20 protein-coding genes and 1 pseudogene are annotated in these 23,652 nt (G+C 73.7%); 4 read left to right on the top strand and 17 right to left on the bottom strand.

Going from position 1 to position 23,652, the window contains the following annotated elements; translation table 11 throughout:
- The first annotated feature begins 102 nt into the window (after positions 1-102).
- Positions 103-792, top strand: a complete 690-nt coding sequence (locus G011_RS0126455) for a TetR/AcrR family transcriptional regulator (protein ID WP_155979844.1) — start codon at positions 103-105, stop codon at positions 790-792.
- Between the two features lie 322 nt (positions 793-1,114).
- Here G011_RS0126455 and G011_RS0126450 read toward each other — a convergent pair whose 3' ends face one another.
- Genes G011_RS0126450 through folP form a run of 3 tightly spaced genes read right to left on the bottom strand, consistent with a single transcriptional unit; the run spans position 1,115 to position 3,475 of the window.
- The gene (locus G011_RS0126450; protein ID WP_019611095.1) at positions 1,115-1,888 is read right to left on the bottom strand and encodes a pyrimidine reductase family protein; all 774 of its coding nucleotides are present in this window, start codon (positions 1,886-1,888) and stop codon (positions 1,115-1,117) included.
- On the bottom strand, positions 1,870-2,601 hold the full coding sequence (locus tag G011_RS0126445; protein WP_019611094.1) for a hypothetical protein: 732 nt from the start codon (positions 2,599-2,601) through the stop codon (positions 1,870-1,872). Before G011_RS0126445 ends, G011_RS0126450 begins: the two co-directional genes overlap by 19 nt.
- A gap of 13 nt (positions 2,602-2,614) precedes the next feature.
- Positions 2,615-3,475, bottom strand: a complete 861-nt coding sequence (gene folP, locus G011_RS0126440; RefSeq protein ID WP_019611093.1) for a dihydropteroate synthase — start codon at positions 3,473-3,475, stop codon at positions 2,615-2,617.
- Between the two features lie 457 nt (positions 3,476-3,932).
- On the opposite strand from folP, the gene G011_RS30310 reads away from it, so the two are divergent.
- Positions 3,933-4,772 (top strand): TetR/AcrR family transcriptional regulator, encoded by an 840-nt coding sequence (locus G011_RS30310; protein WP_051104411.1) that lies wholly within the window; start codon positions 3,933-3,935, stop codon positions 4,770-4,772.
- 15 nt (positions 4,773-4,787) lie between these two features.
- Positions 4,788-6,041, top strand: a complete 1,254-nt coding sequence (locus G011_RS0126430; RefSeq protein ID WP_019611091.1) for an FAD-dependent oxidoreductase — start codon at positions 4,788-4,790, stop codon at positions 6,039-6,041.
- Between the two features lie 116 nt (positions 6,042-6,157).
- On the opposite strand, the gene G011_RS0126425 is transcribed toward G011_RS0126430, so the two are convergent.
- The 14 genes from G011_RS0126425 to G011_RS30300 form a co-directional block, all read right to left on the bottom strand.
- A complete protein-coding gene (locus tag G011_RS0126425) occupies positions 6,158-7,177 on the bottom strand; it encodes a glutathione S-transferase family protein (protein WP_019611090.1) in 1,020 nt (339 codons plus the stop codon).
- A gap of 115 nt (positions 7,178-7,292) precedes the next feature.
- On the bottom strand, positions 7,293-10,766 hold the full coding sequence (locus G011_RS0126420; protein WP_026338685.1) for an OmpA family protein: 3,474 nt from the start codon (positions 10,764-10,766) through the stop codon (positions 7,293-7,295).
- A 16-nt stretch (positions 10,767-10,782) separates the two neighbouring features.
- The gene (locus tag G011_RS0126415; RefSeq protein ID WP_019611089.1) at positions 10,783-11,184 is read right to left on the bottom strand and encodes a TadE/TadG family type IV pilus assembly protein; all 402 of its coding nucleotides are present in this window, start codon (positions 11,182-11,184) and stop codon (positions 10,783-10,785) included.
- The gene (locus G011_RS0126410; RefSeq protein WP_019611088.1) at positions 11,181-11,615 is read right to left on the bottom strand and encodes a TadE/TadG family type IV pilus assembly protein; all 435 of its coding nucleotides are present in this window, start codon (positions 11,613-11,615) and stop codon (positions 11,181-11,183) included. The genes G011_RS0126415 and G011_RS0126410 overlap by 4 nt, the downstream gene beginning before the upstream one ends.
- Positions 11,612-11,938, bottom strand: a complete 327-nt coding sequence (locus G011_RS0126405; protein WP_019611087.1) for a TadE family protein — start codon at positions 11,936-11,938, stop codon at positions 11,612-11,614. The genes G011_RS0126410 and G011_RS0126405 overlap by 4 nt, the downstream gene beginning before the upstream one ends.
- A 38-nt stretch (positions 11,939-11,976) precedes the next feature.
- Entirely contained in the window at positions 11,977-12,147 is a 171-nt protein-coding gene (locus tag G011_RS32235; protein ID WP_019611086.1) for a hypothetical protein, read from the bottom strand.
- A gap of 27 nt (positions 12,148-12,174) precedes the next feature.
- Positions 12,175-12,741 carry a type II secretion system F family protein gene (locus G011_RS30305; RefSeq protein WP_231391598.1) on the bottom strand — a complete coding sequence of 189 codons (567 nt, stop codon included), beginning with the start codon at positions 12,739-12,741 and terminating at the stop codon, positions 12,175-12,177.
- Positions 12,742-13,064: 323 nt separating this feature from the next.
- On the bottom strand, positions 13,065-13,952 hold the full coding sequence (locus G011_RS0126390; RefSeq protein WP_019611084.1) for a type II secretion system F family protein: 888 nt from the start codon (positions 13,950-13,952) through the stop codon (positions 13,065-13,067).
- On the bottom strand, positions 13,940-15,298 hold the full coding sequence (locus G011_RS0126385; RefSeq protein ID WP_019611083.1) for a CpaF family protein: 1,359 nt from the start codon (positions 15,296-15,298) through the stop codon (positions 13,940-13,942). The genes G011_RS0126390 and G011_RS0126385 overlap by 13 nt, the downstream gene beginning before the upstream one ends.
- A complete protein-coding gene (locus G011_RS0126380; protein ID WP_019611082.1) occupies positions 15,295-16,068 on the bottom strand; it encodes a hypothetical protein in 774 nt (257 codons plus the stop codon). The genes G011_RS0126385 and G011_RS0126380 overlap by 4 nt, the downstream gene beginning before the upstream one ends.
- Positions 16,068-16,742: an SAF domain-containing protein gene (locus G011_RS0126375; protein ID WP_019611081.1), complete on the bottom strand. Its 675-nt coding sequence runs from the start codon at positions 16,740-16,742 to the stop codon at positions 16,068-16,070. The genes G011_RS0126380 and G011_RS0126375 overlap by 1 nt, the downstream gene beginning before the upstream one ends.
- Before the next feature lie 21 nt (positions 16,743-16,763).
- Entirely contained in the window at positions 16,764-17,630 is an 867-nt protein-coding gene (locus tag G011_RS0126370; protein ID WP_019611080.1) for a hypothetical protein, read from the bottom strand.
- On the bottom strand, positions 17,624-18,172 hold the full coding sequence (locus G011_RS0126365) for a hypothetical protein (protein ID WP_019611079.1): 549 nt from the start codon (positions 18,170-18,172) through the stop codon (positions 17,624-17,626). Before G011_RS0126365 ends, G011_RS0126370 begins: the two co-directional genes overlap by 7 nt.
- Before the next feature lie 595 nt (positions 18,173-18,767).
- Positions 18,768-19,337: a DeoR/GlpR family DNA-binding transcription regulator gene (locus G011_RS30300; protein WP_019611078.1), complete on the bottom strand. Its 570-nt coding sequence runs from the start codon at positions 19,335-19,337 to the stop codon at positions 18,768-18,770.
- A 466-nt stretch (positions 19,338-19,803) separates the two neighbouring features.
- Between G011_RS30300 and G011_RS30665 the strand changes: the two are divergent.
- Positions 19,804-23,652, top strand: a pseudogene (locus G011_RS30665) (hypothetical protein); the annotation flags it as partial.

Here is a 23,652-nt window from a genome sequence, read left to right as displayed (position 1 = left end):
CGGGCCGTGGGGCGTACGGAGGGCACCGGTCCCGGCCCGCGAACACCCGGATGGACGCGACCGCGGATTTTCATCGGCCGTTACCTGGGCATAACGTGCCCCATGGGTGAGCGAGCACGGAGGGGCACGGGGACGACACCGCCGAGGACCGGGCGGGGGCGCACGCGCGATCCCAGCCTCACGCCGCGGGCGATGGCGGCGGCGCTGGCCGAGTACGGCAGGGCGGGTTGGGCCGCGTTCACCCTGGACGGGGTGGCCCGCCGGGCGGGGGTGGGCAAGGCCGCCCTGTACCGGCGCTGGCCGACCAAGGAACGCCTGCTCGCCGACGCCATCGAGCAGCACACCCGGCCGCCCGCCGCGGCCGACACCGGCAGCCTGCGCGGCGACACCCGCGCGCTGGCCTCGGCCCTGCTGGGCCACTTCCTGACCCCGTCGGGCTGGGTCACCCTGCGCGTGGCCATGGACGCCACCACCGGGATGGAGACCTTCGTGGGACTCCAGGAACGGCTGGTGCGCGTGCACCGCGACGGGATGGCGGACATGGTGCGCAGGGCCGTCGAACGCGGCGAGCTGCCGCCGGGCACCGACACCGTCCCCTTCGCCGAGGCGCTGTACGGGACGGTCCTGGTGCACGCGCTGACCATGGGCCCCGGCCAGCGCGAACGCGCCCGCGAGCACGTGGACGAGCACGCGTTCCCGCTGGCCGACTTCGTGCTGACCCCGCTGGTGGACGGGGCCGGGGATCCCTCCGGGGGCGGGACGGGAGCGGCCGGCCGCGAAGGGCACCGGTAGCCGAGCGGCTGCGCTCCGGCCCGCCGACCGCGAGGAGCGCCGGTGACCGCACGGGGTCTCGGCACCGCCCCGGAACCGGGTCCGCCGACAGCGGAGGAGTCCGGGCGCGACCGGTCCCGCCCCGTGGAGGGGCCGGCCCCGCGGCAGGGCCGCCCGGGGCCCACCACCGGCACCGGGTCCGCCGACCGCGAGGGGAACTGCGCGCGACGGGCCTCGTCCCGCGCGGGGCCGCCCGGGGGGGGCCACCGCGGGCACCGGACTCCGCTGGGCGGTCGCTCCCGCCGGGGCCCGTGGAAGGCGCTCCGCGCGCGGGCCCCGGCGGTCAGCTCGGCGGACGCAGCCAGCGCTGGAGCAGGGTGCCCTCGGACTCGATGAGCACACCGGGCACGAGCGGCGCGTCGGCCGCCGTTCCGACCGCGACGCGCTGCTGGACTCCCCCGGCCATCAGCGGGACGACCGTCAGGCACATCTCGTCCAGCAGACCGGCCGCGGCCACGTCGGCCAGCAGCCGGGGCCCTCCCTCGCACAGGATCCGGGGCAGTCCGCGCCGTACCAGGGCCCCGACCGCCGCGCGCAGGTCCACGCGCTCGCGCCCGCACACCAGCACGCGGTCCCCGCCCAGGGTGCGGCGCGCCCGGTCCAGGGCCTCGTTCCCGGCCGCCGCACAGGTCACCAGCAGCACCCCGCCGCCCTCCCCGGTCGGCTCGGCCAGCAGCGGCGGAACCCGTCCGCTGCCGCTGACCATGGCGATCTCGGCCCGGTCGGCGCGGCCCTCGGCGACGGCGCGGGCCGCCCGGTCGCCGGTGCGCGGGCCCGTCCTGCGGTAGCCCGCCTCGCGCGCGGTTCCGGCGCCGACCAGGACCACGTCGGCCAGGTCGCGCAGGAGCGTGAACACCACCAGGTCGGCGGGGGTGTTGAGGGCTTCGGTGCGGCCGTCGTTCCCGGCCGCCGCACCGTCCAGGCTGGCGACCATGTTGGCGCGGACCCAGGGCCGGTCGGGGTAGGCGTAGAGCCGTTCCAGGGCGGAGGCGTCCAGGGTCTCGCCCGGGGAGGCCGCGCCGGGGGCGGCGTCGTTCATCAGCAGTCGCACGGCCACACCACCACGAAGTACATGACCCCGAAGGGGTCGTCGGCGTAGAGCACCCGCAGCCGCGCCGGTTCGCCGCCCCGGCCGTCGTCGGCGTCGGCGGCGTCGGCGTCAGCGGTGGCGGCGAGCGCGTGCGCCATGACCTGGAGCGCGGCCCGGCCCTGCGCCATCAGCTCGGCGGCCGGGGCCGGGTCCAGCCGGGCCAGCCCCTCCCAGTCGCCCTCGGACAGGCAGCGGCGGACCTCCTCGTCGAAGGCGAAGGCGCGCTCGTCCGGCCGCACGAGGGCCCTGTCGCCGCGCCGGGCGCTGCCGTCGCCCATGACGAGCAGGCCGATCCGTCCGGTGCGGGCGGCGATCCGCCGCCCCAGCTCCTCCACCTCGGCGGCGGAGGCGTCCCAGGCCACGGTGAGCATCTCCACGCGTCCGTGGTAGCCGACGGTGTCGAGCAGGCGCCGCGCCACGCCCAGGCTCGGCGGCAGCGTCCGCTCCCGGGGCACCCGCCTCCCCGTTCCGCCGAACTCGCGGACCGGCACGAGCGCCTCGGTGTGCTCGGCCGAGGCGTCGTGCCCGCCGACGACGACGAGGAGGTCCGGTTCGGCCGCGGCCAGGGCCTTCACCGCGGACGCGCACTCCTCGCGCAGTTCGGCGAGCGGGTCCAGGCCGCCGCCGAGCTCGCGCAGGAGCAGCGGCGGATGCGGACAGACGGCGGTCGCGACGATCACGCTTTCCCCTCCCTCACACCAGTCCCCGCACGGCCCGTGCGGGAGGACGGACCCCGCGGATGCTGGCGACCATGTCCAGCGTCTGCCGCGTCTGGGCCACCTCGTGCACGCGGTAGACCTGCGCCCCGTGCCAGGCGCACACGGCGGTCGCGGCGAGTGTGCCGGTCAGGCGCTCGCCGACGGGAAGGTCCAGGGTCTCGCCGACGAAGTTCTTGTTGGACAGCGACACCAGGACCGGTCGGCCGGTGGCGGTCATCTCGTCCAGGCGCCGGGTCAGCTCCAGGGAGTGCCAGGTGTTCTTGCCGAAGTCGTGTGCTGGGTCGATGATCGCCGACGCCGGGTGCACGCCGAGGGAGACCGCGCGCTCGGCCAGGGCGACCGTGTCCTCGACGGCCGAGCGCACCACGTCCTCGTAGCGCGTGCGGTGCGGCGGGGTGCGCGGGGCCATGCCGCCGGTGTGGGTGCACACCAGGGCGGCGTCGAACTCGGCGGCGACCTCGGCCAGCTCCGGGTCGTACCCGCCCCAGGCGTCGTTGAGCAGGTCCGCGCCCGCCTCGCACACCGCCCGGCCCACGGACGCGCGCCAGGTGTCCACGCTGATCACCAGCTGGGGGAACTCGGCGCGGACGGCGGCCACGAAGTCGACCACGCGGCGCTTCTCCTCGTCGGCGTCGACCGGCTGGCCGTAGCCCGCGGTGACGCCGCCGATGTCCACGATGTCGGCGCCCTCGGCCACGACCCTGCGCACGCGTTCGAAGGCGGGACCGTCGTCCCAGGTGGCACCGCTGTCGTAGAAGGAGTCGGGGGTGCGGTTGACGATCGCCATGACCAGCGTCGTGTCCGCGTCGTACTCCCGACCGCGCAGTCTCAGCACCGGCCGCTCACTTCCCTCTGTCTCCCTGTCGGCGTCGGACCGGCCGCTCGACCGGCGGGGCGAGGGCGGCGGTAGCCGGTGCCCGCACCGGCCCTCGCGCACGGGACCTCTCCCAGCGGCCAACACTAGGGCACGTCCGCCCGAGGGGGTCCGGCGACGCGTCCTTGCCCGCGCGCAGGGGCCCCGTCGCACACCCGGCTCTCCGGCGGCGTGTCCGGGCGGTGGCCGTTCACGGCCGCGGGCGGGAAGGCGGACGGCCCCGGACCCGCCGCACGAGCCCGGGGCGGCACCGCGGCTCTGGGCTCGCGGAGCACACGGGTAACAGTTCCGGTCGGCCCCTCAGCCGGGGCCCGGGTCCGCTGGGAGCGCGGACCGGACCGGCTCGGACCGGCTCCGGCACTCCGAGGAAAACGGGGTTCCACCCTTTCCTGATACTCGAATACGTGTTACCTTTGCCATGATGTCAGAGCTCAACAGTCCACGGATTCCGGCCGACCTCGTGAGCGCGGCGGTCCGCGCCTCGGAGAACCTGGGAAAGGACGTGGCCGACGTGCCCCTGATCGCCATCGCGGAGGAGGCGGGGATCTCCCGCAGCACCCTCCTGCGCCGCGTGGGGGGTTCGCGCCGGACCCTGGACGAGGCGGTGCGCGCCTCGGGCGTGGACCCGGGCGGGCAGCGCCCCGTCCGGGAACGCGCGGTCGAGGCGGCGGGCGGCCTCATCAGCGAACAGGGACTGGCCGCGGCGACCCTGGAGGCGGTCGCCGCCTCGGCCGGGTGCTCGGTGCACAGCCTCTACGCGACCTTCGGCGGACGGGACGAGCTGCTGCGCGCGGTCTTCGAGCGCTACGGCCCGATCCTGGACCTGGAGGCGGTACTCAGCGGACCGGAGGGTGACCTGGCCGACCGGGTCCGGGCGGTCTACCGCCTGTTGGGCGACGCCTTCAGCCGCGAACCCCGGGTGCTGCCCGCCATACTCGCCGACGTGTTCGCCCGCCCCGAGGGCCCCACCTCCGACCTGCTCGTCCGGTTCTTCTTCCCCCGCCTGCTCGCCGGACTGGGCGGGTGGCTGGCCGGGGAGGTGGCCGCGGGCCGCGTCCGCGACCTGCCGGTCCCCCTGCTGATCCAGCAGATGCTCGCCCCGATCGCCGTGCACTGCATGCTGCGCCCGGCCTTGGACAGAGTGGAGGGTGTGGAGTTCCCCGGGATCGAGGAGGTCAGCGCGGTGTTCGCCGAGTCCTTCCTACGCGCCGTCGCGACCGATCCGAACACCGCCGACACGTCACCACAATCACCCTGAAAGAGCGGAGTCGCCATGAGTGAACGCACGAGCGAGCGTACGACCTGCGTGGTCGTCGGCGGCGGCCCCGCCGGAATGACTCTGGGGCTGCTGCTGGCCCGGGCCGGTGTCGAGGTCACCGTGCTGGAGAAGCACGCCGACTTCCTGCGGGACTTCCGCGGGGACACCGTGCACCCCTCCACCCTGGAGCTGTTGGAGGAGCTGGGCCTGTACGAGCGGTTCGCCCGGCTGCCGCAGAGCAGGCTGGACGAGGTGGCCTTCCCGCTGGGCGGGGGCCGCACCGTGACCATCGCCGACTTCCGCAGGCTGCGGGGGCTCGCCCACCCCTACATCGCGATGGTCCCGCAGTGGGACTTCCTCAACCTCATCGCCGAGGCGGGTGGCGAGGAGGCGGCCTTCACCCTGCGGATGGACACCGAGGTGACGGGGCTGCTGCACGAGTCCGGCCGGGTGGCGGGCGTGCGCTACCGGAACCTCGACGGCGACGGGGAGATCCGCGCCGACCTGACGGTGGCCTGCGACGGGCGGTGGTCGCTGGCCCGCCGCGAGACGGGTCTGGTGTCCCGGGAGTTCCCGGTGGGGATCGACGCGTGGTGGTTCCGCTTGCCCCGTGAGTCGGGTGACCGCGCGACCCTGACCCCGCGTGCGGCCCCGGGCAGGTTCGCCGTGGTCATCCCGCGTGAGGGCTACCTCCAGATCGCCTACATCGGGCCCAAGGGCACCGACCGGGAACTGCGCGCACGCGGGATCGGGGCCTTCCGGCGCGACCTCGCCGAACTCATGCCGGAGCTGGCCGACCGGGTGGGGGCCCTGCGGTCCATGGACGAGGTGAAGCACCTGGACGTGCGGGTCAACCGGCTGCGCCGCTGGCACGTGGAGGGCCTGCTGTGCATCGGCGACGCGGCCCACGCGATGTCGCCCCTCGGGGGCGTGGGGATCAACCTCGCCGTGCAGGACGCCGTGGCCGCCGCGACGCTGCTGGCCCGGCCGCTGAAGGGGAGCTCGCTCACCTCCCGCGACCTGGCCGCGGTGCGCAGGCGGCGGATCGTGCCGACGGTCGCGGTCCAGACGCTCCAGCGCCTCATGCACCGGGGTCTGGCCGAACCGATCATCGGGGGCGAGCGGCAAGGCCCGCCCAAGCCCGTGCTGGCGGCCCTGGACCGCGCGCCCTGGTTGTCGTTCGTGCCCGCCTACCTCATCGGCAAGGGCCTGCGCCCCGAGCACATACCGGGGTTCGCCCGCCGCGGCCCCGCACGCGCGGCCCGTTAGCGGCGCCAAACCCGCCATCGTAGTTCAGGGCCACTGGCGTCACACCGGCCACGGTTCCGGTCGGTCCACCAGCGGATCGGAGACGCGCCAGGAGGGGTGCGGCCGAGGCGCGGGGGTCAGGAGATGTCGGGGACGCGCTCGCCCCTCGGGACCGGCCCCGGGGAGGTCCCGGCGCCGAAGGGGCTGCCGCCGAGCTCCTCGCGGTGGTGCGGGGTGAGCCAGCCGCGCGGATCGGGTCCGGCGGCGACGATCCGCGTGGGGTTGATCCCCGTGTGGACCCAGTAGTAGTGGATCCGGACGTGGTCGAGGTCGGTGGTGTCGCCGAACCCCGGGGTCTGGAACAGGTCGCGGGCGTAGGCCCACAGCGCCGGGTACTCCGACAGCTTGCGGACGTTGCACTTGAAGTGGCCGTGGTAGGCCGCGTCGAAGCGCACCAGGGTGGGGAAGAGCTTGATGTCGGCCTCGGTGATCGAGTCCCCGACCAGGTAGCGCCGACCGGAGAGGCGCTCCTCCAGCGCGTCCAGCCTGGCGAAGACGGCGGCGACCGCGGCGTCGTAGCGCCTCTGGTCGGGGGCGAACCCGGCCCGGTACACGCCGTTGTTGAGGTCGGTGTAGACCTCCCGGGACAGGGCGTCGATCTCGTCGCGCAGCGCGGACGGGTACAGGTCCGGGGCGCCGTCCCTGACCAGGCCGTCCCACTCGGTGTCCATGTCCCGGACCAGCTGGTCGAAGTCGTTGGTCACCAGGTGGCCGCTCTCCACGTCGACCAGGCCGGGGACGCTGACCCCGCCGTCGTAGGAGGGGTCGCGCGCCAGGTAGGCCTCGCGCAGGGCGTGGATGCCCAGGACGGGGTCCCTGTCGCCGGGGCTGCCGGTCGCCTCGGTGAACACCCAGTGCGGGTCGCCCTCGATGACCTCCTGTCGGGGGTCGGTGACGGCCAGGGAGACGGCCTGTTCCAGACCCATGAGCCTGCGGGTGATGACGACCCGGTGCGCCCAGGGACAGGCGCGGCTGACGACCAGGCGGTAGCGGCCCGGCTCGGCGCGGCGGCCGAAGCGGCCGTCGGCGGTGACCCGGTCGGCGAAGGCCGCCGGGTCGCGGGTGATCTCCTCGGTGGGCATCTGGTTGGCCCTCATCTGCGGCCCCCTCATCACGCTTGCGGGACGCGGCCGGAGCCGCGCACATTGTCCGTGCAGTGTACGGAGTCGGCTCCGGCCGTCCGCGCCACGACACCTGGGTGCGGGCCCCGGGTCAGGAGCTGTCCCTGGGGCGCCAGCTCCTTCCGCGTCCCGCCTTCTTGGGCTTGCGGAGCAGGGGCCGGGACGGCTGGGACCCGTCCGACTCCGCGCCCTCGGTGTCCGGCACGGGGTGCTCGGCGACGGCTCCGGCGGGGGCGGTGGCGTTCCTGCGTTCGGCCCTGGTGCGCCTCTCCAGGCGCTCCGCGCGGCTGGTGAGGGGTTCGGCGCCGGACGCGGCCGCATTCTGGGCGCGGGCGCGGGCCCGCTCGGGGCGGGCGGGCTGGTCCGGGAGCGGGGGCTGCTCGGACCGCGCCACCGGGGCGGACGGGGACGCCTGAGCCGCCGGAGCGGACGCGGTCCCGCTCGGCTTCGGCAGGCGGGAGCGCACGGCGCGCTTGGCGGCCTTGCGGACGGGGGCGGCCTCTTCCTCGGAGGTCGGCTCCTGCTGGGCGGGCGCCGTGCGCGTCTGCTGGGACGGGCGTTGGGCGCGGGCTGGAGAGGCGACCACCGACGGAACCGTGCCGGTGCTCGGACGCCCGGGGGCGGGCCTGGCGGGCTCGGACTCCGGCTCCGGCTCACGCCGCTCGGCGGCGGGCCTGGCGGGGACGGCCTCCTCGGACGCGGGGCGCTGGGCTGGGGGCTCGGCGGGTGCGTTCTCCTTCGGCTGCTCCGTCTGTGCCGGAGCGGTGACCTGGGCGGACGCGTTCTCCCGGGGCGCGGCGGGCTCGGACGCGGTCTCCTCGGGCGCGCGCTGTGCCCGGGTCGCGGACGGCGCGGGCGCGGACAGCTCGGCGGCGTACTGTTCGGCGGAGGGCCGTTCGGACGGGGACGCCATGGGGGCGCCCTCCTCCTGTGCGGACCGCTCCGACGCACGCTGCTCGGGCGCGGACTCCTCGGCGGCGGCCTTCTCCGGAGCGGATTCGGAGGCGACGGGCCGCGCGGACTCGGACGGTCCCGTCACGGTCTCCCGGGAGACCCGTTCCTCGGAGGCGAGCTGCTCGAACGCGGACAGGTCGGACGTGGCCTCCTCGGCGGCGGACGGCTCGGAGGCGGAGCGGCCCGCTCCGGTGTCCGCGGGTTCCGCGTCCGTCCGCGCGGTGGCCGCGCGCTCGGACGCGGACGGCGCGGGCGCGGACTTCCGGGACTCCGTTACCTCGGGAACGGACCGATCGGCGGTGGACGGCTCGGACACAACCCTTCGGGACTCCGCTTCCTCGGACGCGGACGAGGAAGGCCGCGTCGTGCTCTCCTCCACGGCGGGCCGCCCGATGACGGAACCGTCCGACCGGGCGTCCGGTCGCGCGGAGACCTCCGACTCGGCCCCGGACCGCCCTGTGTCGGTCGGCTCGGCCTCGGACCACACGGCGCCGGCCTGCTCGGGGACGGACGGCGCGGCGTCGGCCGACTCGTCCTCGGTCCGGGCGGTGTCGGCCTTCCCGACCGCGGGCGCGTCGGTCTCCCAGAAGTCGGTGTTCCAGACGTCGGCGTCCCAGAAGCCCTCCTCCGAGGCGTCGGCCGCCTTGGCCTTCCTGATCCCCTTGGTCCTCCTGGGCTTCGCGGCCGTCTCGGTCTTCTTCTGGTCCTTCTCGCTCACAGCGGCATCAACCGCATCGACCGACTCGATCGACTCAGCCGTCTCCACCGGTTCGTTCGTCTCCGCCGTCTCAACAGCGGTCTGCTCCCCCAGGGCGCCGAGGAACGGCTCCGCGAAGGAACCGGCCTCCTCCACCGCGACGTCCGGAACGGTCTCCGCGGCGGCCTCCGGGCTCGGCACCCGGTCCCCGGTCTCCTCCAGGGCGGGCGAGGAGTGGCGGTAGGCGCGGACGGCGTCCATGACCTCCTCCGCGGTCGCGCCGGGCCAGGAGCAGTGGAAGACCGGGTTGAGCGGAGGGCTGGTCTCGGTGATGAGACCGTCCTCCTCGATGACGCAGCTTCCGCCGAGCGGCCAGCGGCCCAGGACCACGGCCGTGATGCCCTGCTGCTGCCCGTGCAGCAGCAGACCCGACAGCGCGGTCTCGTGCTCGGAGGTGGGCGAGGTCACCAGGGCCAGGGGCGTGTGCGGCCGGTCCCCCGGCTCCTCGACGATCTGGTGCAGCTCGCGCTGGAGGACGGTCAGGGCCTCCTCCATCGTGCCGACCATCCGCACGGGCTCGCAGGGGTGCGCGCGCAGCAGGTCGCGGCCCCGGTCGCCCACCAGGCGGGAGGCCTCGGCCTCGGTGAGCAGCACGCGCACGGCGTCGCCGTTGAGGCGGTCGAGCGCGTTGACGATGAGGCGCCGGGCGGCCCCCGCCGCACCCGGCCCGGTGATGCCGAGGCCGGGCACGTGGTCGAGTTCCACCGTCACCCGCTCGTCGATCTCGTCCCCGGGGGTGGGGCGGGGCGGCGGGGCGGTCAGGGCCAGGCGACGGGGCGCCCTCGGCAGGCGGGGCAGGCTCAGGCTGACGCCGGGCATCCGGACGCCCCGCTTGCCCAGCAGGTATCCCCCGGCCAGGCCCGCGAAGGCCACCGCTCCGGTGACGGCTCCGTCGGGGATCTCCACGACCAGCACGTTCTCGCCGTCCTCGGCGGCCTCGGCGGCGGCAGCGGCCGCCGCCTCCACGGGGTCGTCCTCCTCGACGGGGGCAGCGGTCTCCCCGGCACCGGCACCGGCACCGGCACCGGCACCGGAGTCCGGCGTCTCGGCGGCCATCACACGCGACTGGAGGGAGGTCGGCTGCGGAACGACGGTGTAGGTGACCTCGGCCCTGCGCTGGGCGGCGGCGCCGCCCTCGCGGGGCTGCTCGGAACCGACGCCCTCCACCTCCATCTCCGGGGCCTCCTCGCCTAGGACCTCGTCGAGGTGGTCGGCGACCGCCTGGGCCCGGCGCTCGGACAGCTCCTGGTTGGTCTGGGCGTTCCCACTGGGGTCGGTGTGACCGGTGATGCGCACGGGCGTCTCGGTGTCACCGTAGGAGTCGATCATCTCCGCGACCGGTGCGAGGTCGTCGCGCATCTGCTCGGTGAGCTCGGCCGAGCCGACGCCGAAACCGGAGACGGTGCGCACCCGCTCGACGGGCTGCGCGGACGGGGCCTCCTCGGGGGCGGGGGGCGCGTCGGCGTCCTGCTCCCCGTCCGCCTCGCGGTCCTCCTGCGTGGTGACGGTGTCGGCGAACGCGGTGGCCGGGGCGACCGCCACGGTTCCCACGGCGGCCGCCGCCACCACCTGGAGCGGTCCGAGGGGGCGCAGCCTGCGGGGCATGCCGCGCAGGCGGGCGAAGGTCTCCACGACCAGTCCGGCCGCGTACAGGCCCCACAGAGCCCACAGCACGGTGATGAGCAGGGCGGTGAACACACCCGGCGGCAGACGCCAGCCGCGCAGGTGCGCCGCGGCCACGGCCCAGGAGTCCGGCAGCTCCGGCCAGGGCAGATGCCACAGGAGCAGGTAGGGGATGCCGAGCAGGATCGCCGCTGCGAGCAGGAGGGCGCTCAGCCGTCGGATCTGGGTCATGTCCGCCTCACTGGAGCTAGGGAGTCGGCTGGGTGTGGGGACGTGCGCTGGCCGTGGCGTCGACGGTGGTCGAGCCCATCGGCAGGAGGGTGAAGGAGTAGTCCACCGAGCAGGTCACGGTCACGGTGTCACCGCTGACCGCGACCGTACCGGTGGCACCGGCGGCGCTGAGGAAGGACTGCGCGGCGGCCGAGGCCGCCGAGGGGTCGAGGGCGACCTCACTGGTGCCCTCGCGGTAGGAGGACCAGTCGAGCTGCTGGACTCCCGCCCGGGCCGCTTCCTGGGCCAGGGTGGCGGCCTCGTTGCGTGCGCGCATCAGACCGCCGCCGTCGGTGACCAGGCCCAGGCAGAGGATGAAGGCCGAGGCCATGACGACGACGAACGCCGTGGCCTGGCCCCTGTCGTCCGTGCGTCTCACGGCTGCCCCCTGAAGGTGTCGATGACGACGGTGGCGTCACCGGTGATCGTCATGGTTCCGGGGACGCCCAGCCCGGTCAGGCCGTTCAGCCCGACGCGGCACTCGACCACGGCGGTGACCGCCCCTCCGGGGGTCAGACCGCCGTGGTCGAGGCTGACGGAGTGGTCGCCGCAGGCCAGGCCGTTCTCAGCGAGGGAACTCGCGGCGGTGCTTGAGGCCGCCCCCTCTGCGGCTGCGACGCTGCGTTCGAGGGAAGCGGCTCGCGCAGCGGAGTGCGCCACCTGGTCAGCGGTGGAGTTGGCGTCCGCCACCCTCCCGGCGAGCACCATGAGCATGGCGAACGCCAGGAGGGCGGGGGTGAGGAGTGCCAGTTCCGCCGAGGCAGAACCCCGGTCACCACGTCCGGTTCCCACCACGCGTCCGGGGTTCACGGGGCGGCCTCCGCAGGAACGAAACGCTCCACGGGCGCGGTGACCTCATGACCCACGGGCCAACTGAGGCCGGGGATGATGCTGGGCACCTCGGCGTCCACCACCACGCGTACCTCCTCCGCACTGCGGTTGACGGATACGTCGAGGCCGGAGAGGAAGGAGCTTCCTCCCCCCTCGACCACCGACGCACCACCACCCGCTGTGCGCGACTGCTCGGCGGTCCTGCGGGCAATGTCGGCAACGACGTGATCACCGTGCATCCACAGGGCCGTCTGGATGACGAACAGGACCAGGAGCAGCATGAGAGGTGCGGCGACCACCATCTCCGCACTACCGCGGTCATCCTGCGAAGAGCGCAAGGTCAGCTTCCGGTGATGGAATTGGCTCGCTCCATTACTGCGTTGCTGATAATGGCAACCGCCCCGATGGCCATGGCCACCAGTAGGGCCGTGACAATGACTGCCTCGGTGGAGTAGCCGTCGTCCCTGCGACTGAATAGCAACGAGCTGAGGTAGGCGGTGAAGCGCTGCATCAGAAGTCTCCAAGACGTGTGGGTTTTTCATGCGCTGAACAGGATGTGGCTCATCGCCGGGTAACCCAGCAAAGCCAGGAAACCGACAAAGAGCAGAACGACCGGAAGGCTCATCCGCTCGGTGGCGGACTGCGCCTCGGCGTCCATTTCGGAAAGGAACTGGGTCCGCAGCGTCTTGGCCTTGGCAGCCAGAGAGCTACGGATACGCGCACCGTCGGCTCCGGCCAGTTGCAGACTCGCCGCAAGCTCGGCGAACTCGGGGGTGTCGTATCGATCGCCGAGTTCACGCAGCGCTGTCCAGGGCGGCTGGCGCATCAGTGCCGCTTCGCGCAGGCTCTCCCGAATGCGCACCATGGCCCATCCATTGCCCGCCGCACCCGCGTCGGCCAGTGCTCCGTTGACGCCCGCGCCTCCAGCCAAGGACACCACGACCAGGTCGGCGAAGCTGGCCAGGGCTCGGCGCATACGCTCTCGGCGTTTGTCCGCCTCGTCACGCAGCGACAGATCGGGAGCGAACCAGGCGACCAGAGCAAACGCCACCCACATAGCCCCCGCGATGGTGGCGGACGACAGAACACCTGTCAGGGAGAGCATGCCGCCCAAAAGAGGGGGGAATGCCAGTCCCAGTACCAGAGCGGTGAACTTCTCCGCGAGATAGGACTCCGCTGAGCGCTCACACACTCGCAGATTGCGGCGTGTGCGGGGCCCGGGCATACCGAAGCCCTCCAGGGCCGGGACTCCGATCTTTCCCAAGCGCGTCAGTACACCGGTGTTCGGCCCCGCTGCCACGACAGGACGGGGAGGCGGTGGAGCGGCCAGGCGCTCGGCGAGCGTAGGCCTGGCCCAACGGGCTGCGAAAAGCGCCCACAGGGCCAACCCAAAGGCGACACCCGCGAGAGCGGCAGCCAGAACGGGAGTCATCGGGCGGCCTCCGGAGTGCGGGAGGGGGTGGATGCGAGCACTCGCGGTCCTAGGTCGAATTTGGACATCCTGGCTAGCCAGACCAAGGCGACCGCCCACAGTACGCCGATACCCGCGAGCACCAACTGACCGAGAGGACCGTCGAGCGGTTCCAGATAACTGGCGTTGAACAACAACAGGAACGCGGCCATACCTAGCGTCGTACCGACGATGATCCGCGTGGAGGTACGCAACCGCGCGCGACTGGCGGCCACCCTCACCAACATCGCCGCCTGTTCACGCGCGGCCTCCGCCAGGCTGCCCAGCAGCGTGCCCAGGTCGGTGGCGTGCCGGGTCGCCGCGGTGGTCAGCGCGGCGGCCACCAGATCGGCGGTCGGGTTGTCCACCTCATCGGCAAAGGCCCGCAACGCCCCCTGCGTGGGCTGACCGGCGCGCAGCCGCTCCGCCAGCCTGGCGACCGGCTCCCGCACCGGCTCGGGCGCGATGGGCACCGTGGCGGCCACGGCCTGGTGCAGACCGGCCGCACCGGCCATCAGGTCGCGCAGCATCTCGGTCCAGGCCGCGACGGCCTCGACCCCCGCCACCTGTTTCTCATGACCGCGGTCGGGTCCCAGCACCGCCGGACCCCACCAGCAGCCCGCGGCGGCGAGCACACCGGCCACCGGCCACCCGGTGACGAACCAGACCAGCAGGCCGCCGACGATCGCCGCGACCAGCCTCAACGGCCGCTGCTGACCGAACAGAAGCGCCCGCCACTGCGGAACCCGCGAGGTACGCGAGTTACCACTGGACGCGGCCAGCGACGCCAGGGCCAGCCACAGCCCCGCGCCGAGCAGGACGCCCGCGGCGGCGACAAGCAGAACAGGGGTCGTCACCGCGCCCACCCCACCGTGTCCGGGCTCAGCATCGCCGGGTCGAACCCGGCCTCGGCCAGGGCGTCGAGCGTGTTGGGGCTGGGCGGCGCCGCGGGCAGGGGCCCGTTGCGGTCGCGCCGGTAGATCTCGTTGGAGACCACGTTCTGCCCCTCGGCTCCCACCACCTCGCGCACGCTCGTGACCATGCGTCCGCCCGTGGGCAGTGCCGACACGTGCACGACCAGGTGCACGGCGGCGGCCACCAGGGAAGCGGTGGCGTCCAGGGGCAGGCGCTCGGCGGACTGGGCGGCGTAGGCGCCCAGCTTGGTGAAGGCGCCCGCGGAGTTGGCGGCGTGCAGGGTGGTGAGGCTGCCGTCGTTGCCCTGGCTCATGGCGTTGAGCAGCGGGACGGTCTCGTGGCCGCGCGTCTCACCGACGATGACCCGGTCCGGCGACATGCGCAGGGCCGTGCGCACCAGGTCGGCGATGGTGATCTCGCCGACGCCCTCGACGTTGGCCGGCCGGGCCTGGAGGGCGACGCAGTCGGGGTGGGCGTCGCGGTCGCGGTCCAGCCCGAGTTCGAAGACGTCCTCGATGGTGACGAGGCGTTCGTCCACGGGGATCTCGGCGGCCAGGGCCCGCAGCAGGGTGGTCTTGCCCGCGCCGGTGCCGCCGGTGATGACCATGTTGCGGCGGGAGCGCACCCCCGCGCGCAGCAGGGCGACCAGGATGTCGTCGATCGTGCCCAGTCCGTGGAGCTGTTCGAGGGTGGTGCGGCCGTAGCGGTGGCGGCGGATGGACACCGAGGGCTGCCGGGCGACCTCCATGACCGCGTTGAGGCGCTCGCCGCCTGGCAGCTGCATGTCGAGGATGGGCGCGCCCGGGTCGAAGCGGCGCTCGCCCGTGGCGGACTCCGACGCCAGGCGCCGGACCAGGGCGACGACCTCGTCGGGGTCGTCGAAGAGGGAGTCGTGCCGCTCGCGGCTGCCGTCGGCGCGGCGCACCCACACGTGCACGCCGTTGATGTTGATGTTCTCGATCCCGGGGTCGTCCAGGAGCGGCTGGAGGGGACCGAGACCGCACACCCGGGCCAGGGCGCCAGCGGCGACGGAGGCCTCGGTCGTGGCGTCGAGCACCTGCCTGCCCTCGGACAGGGCGCGGCTCGCGTCCTCGTCGAGGATCTGGGCGATGACGCGTTCGGCGCGGGCGCGGTACTCCTCGGGCGTGTCCTCGGGTTGGCCGCGGGTCTCCTCGCTCAGCCGCCGGGTGGCCTCGGTGACGGTCCGCTCCACGCGGTCGGCCACGGTGCGGGCCCGGTCGGTGTCCAGGAAGTATCCGTCGGTGATGTCGTATCCGGCGTCGTGTCCGCTGCTCATGCGTGGACCCCCGTCGCCTCGGGCGCGGGCGCCGGGGCTCCGCTGCCGTCGGCCGGCTCAGCGGGGCGGACGCCCTCGGCGAGGTCCTTCGCCAGACGCGCCGCCGCCTTCAGCAGGGGCCTGCGGTGCGGCTTGCGCGGGTTGGCCTCCCCGCGCAGGAAGGCCGCGGAGCGCGCGTCGTCGGGGAGCCGCCCCCACACGCCCGGGCCCAGCGCGCCCTCGATCTCGCGGACGTTGCCGGAGCCGCCGACGACGACGGTGCGCAGGCGCGGCAGGCTGCGGGTCAGGGCCTCGGAGGCCTCCTTGGCCCGGCGCAGCTGCGCCAGGTCGTCGGCGACGAGCAGCAGTGCCTCGTCGGCCCACGTGGCCAGTGCGGCGGCGGACGCGCCGGGGGTCAGGCGGCCCAGGTCCAGGACGACCGCGGGCCCGTCGGCGGAGACGAGCACGCCGGGGTTCTGGGCGAGCAGGCGCACGGCGCCCTCGGCGCGGTCGGCGGTGACGGGCGCGTGGCACACCGACAGCCCTCCGGGGAGGATCTGGGTGTGCGCGGCCAGGTCGGCGGAGGCCCCGCCGTGCCGGGCCGCGGCGGCCAGGCCGGTCAAACCGGGGTCCGGCTGGAGGCGGCGCCAGGTGGCGACGTCGCCGCCGGAGGCGTCGGTCTCCACCAGGACGGCTCCGGCCCCGCCGGGCCAGACCGCGGCCAGCGCCATGGCCGCGCAGGTGACGCCGGGTGCTCCGCCCAGGGAGAAGAGCGCCACGGTCCGGGGCATCACGCGCCTCCCCGCGGGTTGACCTGGACGACGCTGACCCGCTCGACGGCGGCGGCCGAGGCGATGGCGGCGGCGTCGGCTGAGGACGCGACGAGTTCGAGTTCCACCGAGCCGTCCTCGGCGGCGGAGGGCTGGACGTCGCGCACGAGCGCGCGGTAGGCCTCCACTCCGCCGCCCGTGGCTCCCTCCTCGGGGTGGACCACCACGGAGACCGCGGCGCCGGGGCCGATCGAGGCGGGGAAGCGGCCCACGCGCAGGGCCACGCCGAGCACGGCGCGGTCGCGCTCGGGGAAGGCGGCCTCGGTGCCCAGGGCCGCCTCGGGGAGGAGGCCGCCCTCGGTGACGGGCACGGTGAGGGTCTGGCCGACGGTCGCCTCCAGGCGGTCGGCGCCGACGAAGGAGACCCCGTCGGCGACGGAGATCCGCGCGACCCGCAGGTCCTCCGCGGTCACCACGTGGCCCGCGGGCAGGTCGGTGTCGGCGACGAGCACGCCCTGCCGGTCGTCCATCTGCTCAAGGGCCACAACGCCGCTCAGACCGCCCGCGGTCATCATGCCCAGGGCCAGGACCAGCCACCGCCAGCGGCGGGGTCCGCTGCCCAGGAGCCGCACCGGAGGGGTCTCCCCCTGCCGCGGGGAGGCCGCGGGGGCCGGTGCCGTCTTCGTGTCCACCACGTCTGTCGTCTTCTTTCGGTGTTAGCGGTTGCCGGTGCCGGTGACCAGGCCCTGGGATTCGGCCACCTGGAGTTCGACCTGCGAGGTCGTGGTGAGCGGGTCGAACTCGCCCGTCGCGCCCTCGGCGAACTCGCCCTCGGTGATCTCCCAGCCCACGTTCCATCCGACCTGGACGGTGACGGGGTAGGCGCCGCCGGGCTGGCCGTCGGAGGGCAGGGTGTAGACGTGCCCGCAGTCGGGGGAGGCCGACTCGGGGTCGTGCACGGCCGGGTCGAAGGGCGTCCCGGGGCCCTCGCAGCTGATCTGCGTGCCGTCGCCCAGCGTCCAGACGGTGGAGACGGGGCTAGCGCTGACCGTGAAGGAGGAGTCCCGGAGCTCGGCGGAGGCCTCGGTGGCCTCCCAGTCCTGGGACTCCACCCACAGCCACACGGGGGTGTTGACCAGGACCAGGGAGTCGCTGCCCGGGGAGGTCTCGATCCGGGGCGGGGGCAGTTCGAAGGAGGCCATGGCCTCCTGGAGGGCGGTGACCATGTCGGTGCCCTCCTGCCCCTCCTCACCGTCCTGCTCGTAGTCGATGGACTCCCAGTCGATGGCGCTCCAGTCCACCTGGGACCAGTCGATCGCGTCCCAGTCGACGTGGGCGTAGGGGTCGTCCTGGGCTCCGGAGCCGCCGGAGCCCCCCGAGCCGCCCGAACCGCCAGAGCCCTGCTGGCCCGCCTGGCTCTGCCACCAGCGCAGCAGGATGGAGCAGCCGTTGCCGCCCGAGCTGCCGCACTCGATCTGGCCGAGGAAGGAGCCGTCGTCGGCGTGCGCGGGGGCGGTGGCGGCTCCGGCCGCCAGCAGGGTCAGTACCGCGGCCGTGGCCGCGGGTCGTACGAGTCTCAGCATGATCCCGCTTCCCAGATCCTGAGGTCGGACACGCGCCAGGCGAGTCCGTCGTGAATGAGTGTGGCCTCGACGAGGCGCGGGCCCTGCCCGGAGGAGGCGCCCATGCCGAGGTTCCAGCCGGAGTCGTCGAGGCAGTCGTCGACCGTCGCGCTGTCGGGTCCCTCGACCGCGGCGACGGGGTCGAGGACGGGTTCGCCGGTGACCTGGGCACCGGCGGTACGGGCCCCCTCCAGGGCCGCGCTCATGAGGGCGTAGGCGCCGCCCACGGCGTAGTCCCGGAGTTCGGGGGGGACCTCGCCGCCCTCGTGGGAGGCGGCCACGACCGTGTCCCACATGCCGGTGTAGGCGGCGAGCGCCGCGGCCTCCTCGTCGCCGGACGGGGCGGCCGGGGAACTCGGTGCGGCCTCCGCCCCGGAGACCGCGCCCTCGGAGACCCCGCTCTCGGAGGATGAGCAGCCCGCCGCCAGGGCGAGGACCGCGCAGCATCCCGCGATCGCGGCCGCGCGCGGGACGGTGCCGGTTCTTCTCACGGCTGTCGTCATCGGTGCGTTCTCCACTGCCGGGGAAGGGGAGGGGTGGTGCAGCATGGCGGAACCGACCCGGTGAACGGGCCCTTTCCCTTCCGACGAGGGGCGGGGGCGGTCTCCTGCGCCGGGAGGTCACGGGACCGGACGCGGAGGCCGTTGAGCGGAACGGGCGGAGGAGGGGACCCCTCGCCCGGGTTGCGGTCCGCCGCGGGCCGGCGTGACCCGAGTCGCGCGGGCGGAGCCCGAGGACTGACCGAAACCACGTGGTATTGGTTGGGTTTTATCTGTCCTTGCGTGAGCTTATAGAGAAGTCGCCTGCCGTAACAACCCCCCGTGCCCCTTCTGTGACTGTGGACCGGCGGAACTTCCGGACATCAGCCTCACGGCACCCAGAGAAGAACACGCATCCGCGGCCCTGCGACAAACACACGCAAAACAACATCTGAACGACACCGCTGTTGGAGCCGGTTTCCCCGTCTCCGACCCGCGGGACTGGCCGGAGACGGGGCGGGGAGGGCGCCGCGGTGTGGAGCGCGACACATCCGTCGGCCGCCGGACGCGTCCGGCGGCCGACGCGTCCGTCACCGGGAGTGTCCGGCACCGGACGGGGTCAGACCACGCGCACGCGCGGTCCGCGTCCGCGCAGCCTCCGGACGTCCTCGGGGTCGGTGCCGGTGTCGGTGATGAGGCAGTCCACCTCGTGCAGCCGCGCGAAGCGGGAGATGCGGTCGCCGCCGATCCTGGTGTGGTCGGCCAGCAGCACGGTCCTGGACGAGGCCCGCACCATGGCCTGCCTGGTCATCACCTCCGCGGGGTCGGCACAGGTCAGGCCCCGCCCGGGGGACACCCCGTCGGCGACGATGAAGGCCACGTCGACGTGGAGCTGCTCCAGCAGGCGCACGGAGGCCAGCGTGGTCCCGGCCGCCGCGCTCACCCGGCCCCCCAGGAGGTGTACGGAGAGGTCGCGGCGCGAGGCCAGTGCCAGCGCGGCCGGGACCGAGTTGGTCAGGACGCTCAGCCCGCACCCGGCGGGCAGCAACCACGCGATCCGCTCCGCCATCAGCCCGGCGTCGAGCATGATCACCCCGTCCCTCGGCAGTTCCTCCAGGGCGGCCCTGGCGATCCTGCCCTCGGCGGCCGAGAGCCGCCCCGTTCCGGACGGTGTCGTCGTGGCGCTCACACCCGCTGCCTGCCTGACAACCGTGGCGCCACCGCTGAGACCACTCACAAGGTCCTCCGATCCGTCGATGGTCAACCCCTCGGCCGGGGGAGCGACGGGCCCCGGCCCGGCGAGTGAATGCGATCGGGTCCTCTGCTTCCTCACGAAGAAAGCATCCCGGCCGAAGGGGAACGGTATGCGAATACCCCCGCTGTTCGGGGAAAACCGTTGCGAAATGGCAACGTCACCCTGGGTGCGGGCCTCGTACGGGAGCCGCCGACCTGCGGGTCGGGCACCGCGGCGGTGGCGAAGCGGCGGCGGGACGGAGGGAAATCCGCGACAGGGCCTCGTACCACAGCCGAAGAGGACACAAGGCAACGCACACGGACGGGAACGGAAACATAAGTGCAACTGCTTCCACATCTGGCCGCAATGGTGTTATTTTCATCTCTCCTGGGGGAGCGGTCGTGGAGGGGGGAGGGCTCGCATGCCGTTGGACGAGAACATGAGCGCCTCCCAACGCAAGGCGATCGAGGTCCTCACCGGCATCCCCATCCCCAAGGCGGGCATCAACACCCTGGGCCGCGGCTCTGAGGTCTACGCCGAACTCGACAAGCGCATCAAGGTCCTGGACGACCTGTTCGACCTCAGCCGCGTCCACGCCCGACGCCACTTCGACGGCCGCACCGCCCAACACTACGAACGCTCCCTGGACCAGTTCACCACCGGCGACAACGACTACGTCGGCTCCGCCCGCTCCAACGCCACCACCATGTCCAGCGAACTCTTCAAGGCCCGCGCCAACGTCGAGTACATGCACATGATGGTCATCGGCCAGTTCGTCCAACTCCTAGCCGAGATCGCCTGGGCCATCGCCACCGCCAAGTTCACCTTCGGCGCCTCCTTGAAGTGGATCCCCATCTTCAAGGCCATCCGCAGCCTGGCCATCCGCCGCATCCTGACCTGGCTGCTGATCACCGTGCCCGGCCACCAGATCATCAGCCAGATCTTCGCCAGCATGGACAGCATCATCCAACGCATCCAGATCGGACGAGGCACCCGCCACCACAAGGACCCCAACCTCACCCGCAGCGCCCACGTCGGCGCCACCATCGAAGGCGCCCTGTCCGCCGTCTTCTCCGCGGGCATGGACGGACTCTTCAGCAAACAACTCACCGACCTGTTCAACGACCGCGTCGCCCGCATCACCGACCTCCCCGACCCACCACCCCTGGTCCGGACCGACCCCGACGGTGGAGGACCGCCCCCGGCCGGCCCCGTCAACGACACCCCCGACGCTCCGCCGCCCGGCCCCCCCTCCGGGGGAGGACCCGACGGGCCGCCCACCAGTCCCGTCAAGGACACCCCGCCTCCCGGCAACCCCAACCGCGACACCGACACGCCACCACCGCCCGGCGGCGGACCCGACGGGCCGCCCTCCGGACCGGTCAAGGACGACCCGCCGACCACCACCCCCGACCGGGGGCCGGACTCCCCCGCGCCCAAAACCACACCCGAAACCACACCCGCTCCCAAGGACGGGCCGCTGCCCCCGCCCTCGTTGAACAAGGACCTGGCCGAGGTCTTCGTCCGCCACAAGGACGAGTTCCTGGTCCCCTACAACCCCGCCAGCCCCATCGGCGCGGGCGTCTTCGACAACGCCGCCAAAGCCGCCGCAGCACGCAACGAGTTCGCCGACCTGTTCGCCCGCCACTTCGGCGACCACATCGGAGACACCGCAGCACGCGACCTCGGACGCGACTACGCCGACACCCTCGCCCGCAACTGGACCGACCCCAACCTCGCCCAGCACCTGCGCGACACCATCGGCGACCGCCTGCCCCCCTCCACCCGCGACCACCTCTCAGACGTGCCGGTCACCCTCCAACAACCCCTCAACGACTACTTCTCCAAAACCAGCACCTACGCCCAGCAGACCGGTGGCAGCATCGGCACCGGAGCCCTGGAGGGCTACCTCGGCGAGGGCCTGGGCAGCATGGCCGACGGACGCGGCTGGGAGGCCTCCGTCTGGTCCGCCACATCCGGTGCGACCCAGGCGGGCATCCAGCAGGGCGCCACCGACGGCATCCTGCACGGCGTCGACCTGTTCAAGGACAAGGACAAACCCGACCTCGACACACCGCCGTCCCAGCCCCGGACCGAGAGCAACGGCGCGGACGACCAGGCGAACGTCCACACCACGCCCCCGCCGGGAAGGCCCGCGGACACGGAGTCCTTGTACGACAGCGACTCCGACTACGGCAGCGACACATCGTCCGTCTTCGACCGGGACGAGAACTCCTCGCCCTACGACAGCGACGACGAGGCCTCGCTGTTCGACACCGACGAGACCGCTACCCAGCAGGAGACCACCACCGAGAAACCGAACGGGAAACCCGGCCCCGACGCGCCCTCCGTCCCGGGACCAAGGGACGAACCACGGGGAACCGACTCCCCCACTCCCAGATCCGGCGACAACCCGCGGGAAACCGACTCCCACGACCCCAGGCCCGGCGACGCCCCACGGGGAACCGATTCCCCCGCCCCCGGGCCTGGCGACGCCCCCTTCCTGCCGGGCATGAACGACAGCCCCCTGAGCGTCAACTTCCTCAACGCCATCGTCCCCGACAACCCCATGGCGGCCGTGCCCCCCGGCGCCGAACAGACCACACCGAACACGGGGAACACCGGCGACCGCGACACCGCGGATCCGATTGACCGCTCCGTCCCCGAACAGGAGCAGCAGCAGAACACCGCTCCCGTCGCTGTGGCGCCCCCGGTCGGCCAGGCGGCTCCACCACCCGCGCCCGCCCCGCAGAACCCGACCCCCGACACCGGCCAGCGCCCCGCGTCCTCCGAGCGCGGCGGCGGACGTCCTTCCCAGAGCACCGGTGACACCAGCGCCCAGGACCCGTCCACCCGACAGACGACCGGCAACGGCCCCCAGGTCGCCACGGAGAGCGCGCCTCCCGCTATGGAGACCGCGACCACCGGCGACACCACCGGGCAGGACGACCAGGTCACCTCGACGGACGAACAGCGGGCGACCCCCCGCACCCCGACCGCCTCCGACGCACCCTCCCCGGCCGACGTCCCGCTTCCCCCACCCCCCGTCACCGAGAGCGGGCAGCCCCAGGACACGGAGGACACCGGGCACAGCCCGTCCGAACGCGGCGGCGAACAGCCCGAGGGCCGCGACGAGGACACCTCCCGCGACGACGACCACTCCCGGGATGGTGAGAGGGACCGGTCCGGCGACGGAAACGAGCGATCGGGCGAGGAGAACAGCGACCGCTCCGGAGACGGCGGGGACCGGGGCGACGGAGACCGCTCCGGGGAGGAGAAGGGCGACGGACCCGACGACGAGAAGGGCAAGGACGGCGAACGCGCGGACGACGACGCCGAGTCCGTGCACGAGGAGGAGTCCACCGACGGGAAGGACGGCCAGGAGCAGGGCGGCGAGCAGACCCCCGAGGTCACCCACGCCGAGACCGGCGTTTCGCGGGGACAGGAGACCCCGCCGGACCCGCTGACCACCGGGACCGGGGAGACGGCGGAGGAGACGGTGCGTCCGCCCGCGCCACCCGAGGCCGAGGCGTCCGAAGCGGCCCCGTCCCTGAACACGGACGGTGTCCCGCAGGATCAGGAGGCGCCGCGGCCCCGTCCGGAACCGCTCCCCGACGGGGAGGCCGGTCCGGAACGGAACGGCTCTCCCTCTCCCGTCCCCAGCAGGGAGACCGACCCGGAACGGAACAGCCCGTCCTCTCCCGTCCCCAACAGGGAGACCAACCCGGAACGGAACAGCCCGTCCTCCCCCGCCACCGTGGAGCCCCCAGCCACGGCCGACAGCCGGGAGACCTCAGCCCCGCCGACGGAGAACAGCGGGGCGCCGGTACCGGGCACCGGGGACGCCCCGCGCGCCGCCGAGGCCGCGACGCCCGACACGGCCGAGGACACCCCGACCCCCGCCCGGAGCGCGGACACGGACGCGCCTGCGGCACCGCCCGCCACCGGACCCGAGCGCGCGGCGGACACCGGCTCCCCCACCCCCGCACAGACACGCACCGACCCCGCCGTCTCCGGGATCGACCCGAGGGCCGACGCCCGCGCCGCGTCGGTCCTGGACCGCCTGCCCGAACTCACCCGGGCCCTCGCGGACAAGGACATCCCCAGGGCACGGGCGCTGGGCGCCGAATTCTGGAGATCACTGCGACCGGTCGACGGTCCGGTCCCGGAGAACCGCTCCATCCGCGAGGCGCGCACGCTCGCGCAGGCACTGGTGTACACCGTCTCCGACCCCTCCAACAGGCGCCTCCCGCTGAGCGGCGAGTCCATC

The sequence above is a fragment of the Nocardiopsis sp. CNS-639 genome (genome assembly GCF_000381685.1).
GTDB lineage: Bacteria > Actinomycetota > Actinomycetes > Streptosporangiales > Streptosporangiaceae > Nocardiopsis > Nocardiopsis dassonvillei.
This window is presented reverse-complemented; position numbering and strand designations above follow the sequence as displayed.